Source organism: Nocardia sp. NPDC060220, from assembly GCF_042727815.1.
Lineage (GTDB): Bacteria > Actinomycetota > Actinomycetes > Mycobacteriales > Mycobacteriaceae > Nocardia.
This window is the reverse complement of the sequence record NZ_JBHWZY010000780.1, coordinates 1-3,291: the sequence shown is the minus strand read 5'-3', so window position 1 is coordinate 3,291 and position 3,291 is coordinate 1. Positions and strand designations below refer to the sequence as shown.

General features: G+C 68.2%; 6 protein-coding genes and 1 pseudogene. 4 read left to right on the top strand and 3 right to left on the bottom strand.

The annotated features are described in order from the left end of the window. Together ACFWF3_RS29515 and mrf are read right to left on the bottom strand one after the other, a co-directional pair. A pseudogene (locus tag ACFWF3_RS29515) lies at nt 1-69 on the bottom strand (50S ribosomal protein L31); the annotation flags it as partial. Then, the gene (gene mrf, locus ACFWF3_RS29510) at nt 66-1,370 is read right to left on the bottom strand and encodes a ribosome hibernation factor-recruiting GTPase MRF (protein ID WP_379316875.1); all 1,305 of its coding nucleotides are present in this window, start codon (nt 1,368-1,370) and stop codon (nt 66-68) included. The pseudogene ACFWF3_RS29515 and the gene mrf, both read right to left, overlap by 4 nt. Before the next feature lie 103 nt (nt 1,371-1,473). Here mrf and rpmB point away from each other — a divergent pair, with 103 nt between their 5' ends. Genes rpmB through rpsR form a run of 4 tightly spaced genes read left to right on the top strand, consistent with a single transcriptional unit; the run spans nt 1,474 to nt 2,489 of the window. Then, the gene (gene rpmB / locus ACFWF3_RS29505) at nt 1,474-1,710 is read left to right on the top strand and encodes a 50S ribosomal protein L28 (RefSeq protein WP_194826729.1); all 237 of its coding nucleotides are present in this window, start codon (nt 1,474-1,476) and stop codon (nt 1,708-1,710) included. Between the two features lie 9 nt (nt 1,711-1,719). Next, on the top strand, nt 1,720-1,890 hold the full coding sequence (gene rpmG / locus ACFWF3_RS29500) for a 50S ribosomal protein L33 (RefSeq protein WP_379316873.1): 171 nt from the start codon (nt 1,720-1,722) through the stop codon (nt 1,888-1,890). Then, nucleotides 1,890-2,195, top strand: coding sequence for a 30S ribosomal protein S14 (gene rpsN / locus ACFWF3_RS29495; protein ID WP_378993269.1), 306 nt, complete (start codon nt 1,890-1,892; stop codon nt 2,193-2,195). The genes rpmG and rpsN overlap by 1 nt, the downstream gene beginning before the upstream one ends. Before the next feature lie 36 nt (nt 2,196-2,231). Next, the gene (gene rpsR / locus ACFWF3_RS29490) at nt 2,232-2,489 is read left to right on the top strand and encodes a 30S ribosomal protein S18 (RefSeq protein ID WP_067449582.1); all 258 of its coding nucleotides are present in this window, start codon (nt 2,232-2,234) and stop codon (nt 2,487-2,489) included. A gap of 59 nt (nt 2,490-2,548) precedes the next feature. Here the strand turns inward: rpsR and ACFWF3_RS29485 are convergent, their stop codons facing one another. Then, on the bottom strand, nt 2,549-3,106 hold the full coding sequence (locus ACFWF3_RS29485; protein ID WP_378635915.1) for a LysM peptidoglycan-binding domain-containing protein: 558 nt from the start codon (nt 3,104-3,106) through the stop codon (nt 2,549-2,551). Between the last annotated feature and the right edge of the window lie 185 nt (nt 3,107-3,291).

Genomic DNA, 3,291 nt, shown 5'->3' with positions numbered 1-3,291 from the left:
GAACTGCTTGCCGGTGCTCGCGTCCTCGAACACGACGGGGTGGTAGTCGGGGTGGATGCCCGCTTTCATGCCGCTTCTCCTCTCGGGTTTGTGCGCTCGCTCGCCGAGGCCGTTGCCTCGGTGGGATCGGCGCAGGGATCTTGATGCCAGTCGCCGAAGGGGTCCTCCCACAACGCGACTCGTTCCGGCGCCCGGTCGACGAGCAGCAGTTCGTCGTCCTCGACCAGCGCCCAGTGCAGGGCGTGCCGGATCTCGGCGGGGTCCGCGTCGTGAGCCAGGATCACCAGCGACACATCGCGATCGCCGAATCGCTCGTCCCAGCCCAGCGCGCCCATCGCCCGCCGATCCGGGTCGGCGCCGGCCTGTTCCTCGGCGCTCATCGCGGCCAGCCAGCGACCGGCGCCGCCGACCCGCAGCCCGCCACCGGCCGACTCGAGCCAGACCACGTGGTCGGGCTGGGTCGCCAGCCAGATCCGGCCGCGGGCGGTGACCACGCCGTCGAGGAGTACGTCGAGGGCTTCGTGCAGCCGCTCGGGATGAAACGGCCTGCGCGCGGCGAATTCGACGATCGAGACGCCGCAGTCGGTGCTCAGCGGCGGCTGTCCCCGCAGCAGCGGTGCGTGCGCGTCGAAGATCCGGCCCCGGCGCGAGTCCGCGGGCACGCGGGTCAGCAGCGCACCGATCTCGATGGCGTCGAAGCCGGACAGGTCGGGCAGCCAGGCGACCGGCGCCGCGGGTGCGAGGCGGGCGAGCACGGCTGCCAGCCGCTCGTGATCGAGCGCGTCGGCGCCCGCGGTGAGTACCACCAGCGCGTCGGCGAAGTCGACCTGGCCGACAGCCACCTGCGCGACCGTGCGCTCGTCGTCGGCCGAGGCGAGCCCGCGATCGGCCAGCACCTCGTCACCGGTGGCATCGGCGAGCCACTGCTGCCCGTCCAGACAGGTCAGCACGGCTTCGATCCGCACGCTGCGGCCCGCGGGCCCGTCGACACGATCGGCCACCCCGCTGACCTCGACATGCTCGATCGCGTGGCACAGCGCCTCCGCCTCGATGCCGGGATCCAGCGCGAGCACGATCCGCTCGACGTGATCGCGGGTGGCGAGCGTGCACAGCATCGGCAGCAGATCGGCGCGCAGCGTGCACGACACGCACCCGTGCGCCAGTTCGAGCACCGTGGTGCTCACGTTGCCCGCGGTCCGCACCGTGCGCCGCACCACGCCTTCACGTAGCTCGGCGAGGTCGTGACGCACCACCACGGTGCCCGCGTCCTCGCTCAGCGTCGCCGCGATGTGCTCGACGCCGCCCATGGCGGGTCCGGAGAAGCCGGCCAGCAGCACCACGGGCGTTCTCCGGTCTGACTGGTCCAGCACCCGATACCCCTTTCGACAATGATTTTCATTTACCTCACGGCGACTGTACAGTGCGGAATAATCGTTGTCGAAAATGGTTGTCATAACCATGGAAGGAGGTCGCATGTCGGCCCACTGCCAGGTCACCGGTCGCAAGCCCGGCTTCGGAAAAGCCGTCTCCCACTCACACCGGCGCACCAACCGACGCTGGAACCCCAACATCCAGCACAAGACCTACTACCTGCCCAGCGAGGGCCGCCGCATCACGCTGACGGTCTCCACCAAGGGCATCAAGACCATCGACCGCGACGGGATCGAGGCCGTGGTGGCCCGCATCCGCGCTCGTGGGGACAAGATCTAGGAGCTGAACATGGCCTCGAAAGCGACCGATATCCGGCCGATCGTCAAGCTGAAGTCCACCGCGGACACCGGCTTCACCTACGTCACCCGCAAGAACCGCCGCAACAACCCCGACCGGCTGGTTCTGCGCAAGTACGACCCCGTCGTGCGCCGCCACGTCGACTTCCGGGAAGAGCGCTGATGGCGAAGAAATCCAAGATCGCCCGCAACGAGCAGCGGCGCGAGATCGTCGAACGGTTCGCGGCCCGGCGCGCCGAGCTCAAGGAGATCATCCGCAAGCCGAGCACCGGCGAGGCCGAACGCTCGGCCGCCCAGGCCGAACTGCGCAACCAGCCACGCAATGCCAGTCCGGTACGATTGCGCAATCGGGACGCTGCTGACGGCCGCCCACGCGGCTATCTCCGCAAGTTCGGCCTCTCCCGTGTTCGTGTGCGCGAGATGGCCCATCGGGGTGAGCTTCCCGGGGTCCACAAATCGAGCTGGTAGAGACTCCCCAAACTGATTCGTGAGAAGGAATATCCCATGGCAGTGAAGCGAGCACCGTCCAAGAAGGCACGCGCCGACCAGGGGCGTAAGCCGAAGAAGAATCCGCTGATCGCCGCGGGCATCGAGTACGTCGACTACAAAGACGTCAACCTGCTGCGGACCTTCATCTCCGATCGCGGCAAGATCCGCAGCCGCCGCGTCACCGGCCTGACCCCGCAGCAGCAGCGTCAGGTCGCCGTCGCGGTGAAGAACGCGCGCGAGATGGCGTTGCTGCCGTTCACCACCACCAAGTAGCGCCGTGAACACGAGAATGGCCCCGAAGCTGTTGCCTCGGGGCCACTTTCGTCTGCGCCTTACGGGATGGTCAGTACCTGACCGGCGTTGATCAGATCCGGATTATCGATACCGGAGGCCGCGGCGATCTCCTGGTAGCGGTTGCCGTCACCGTAGAAGCGCTCCGAGATCGCCCACAGGGTGTCGCCCGACTCGACCGTGTAGGTCTGCGCAGCCGGCGGCGGCGGGACCTCCTCGGCGATCGGGGCCGCCGCGACCGGCTCCGGCGCGGGCAGCGGGTTGTCGGTATTGGTGGCGGTGGCCCACGCGACCGAGCCGTCGGTGCCGTAGAGCACCACGTTGCGGTCGGGCTGCACGACCAGCTTCTCGACGTTCTTGCCGCTGGTGTCGGTCGCCCAGATACGCGCGCCGCCACCGCTGTAGACGACGAAGTCGCCGTCGTGCTGCAGGGCCGCGCGCTGCGCGTCCTGCCCGTGCGTCATGGCGGCCCAGACGACGTTGCCGTCGGGCTCGGTCAGCACCAGGTTGCCATCCGGCTGCAGAGCCAGGGTGTACGCACCGCCGGTCAGGGACTGCCCCAGTCCCAGTTCTTCGCCTACGCGCAGCGTGTCGGCCACGTTGTTCCTTTCGAAGATCGCCAATTGCTTCAGCCCAACAGAAGATGCCGGCCGATTGCCGCAGAGCCGCATCGAAGCCGAATGTAGTCGCCGCGGCCGGGAAATGGAGGAGTTATGCGCAGGGTTCGCGGAAAGTTCACGGCCGGGCCGGGCCGTCTAGGGTCGACACCATGAGAACGATGTCG

Bases quoted from the DNA above. Each gene is read 5' to 3' on its own strand.
- rpmB (WP_194826729.1), top strand. From the start codon at position 1,474: ATGTCGGCCCACTGCCAGGTCACCGGTCGCAAGCCCGGCTTCGGAAAA.
- rpmG (WP_379316873.1), top strand. From the start codon at position 1,720: ATGGCCTCGAAAGCGACCGATATCCGGCCGATCGTCAAGCTGAAGTCC.
- rpsR (WP_067449582.1), top strand. From the start codon at position 2,232: ATGGCAGTGAAGCGAGCACCGTCCAAGAAGGCACGCGCCGACCAGGGG.
- rpsN (WP_378993269.1), top strand. From the start codon at position 1,890: ATGGCGAAGAAATCCAAGATCGCCCGCAACGAGCAGCGGCGCGAGATC.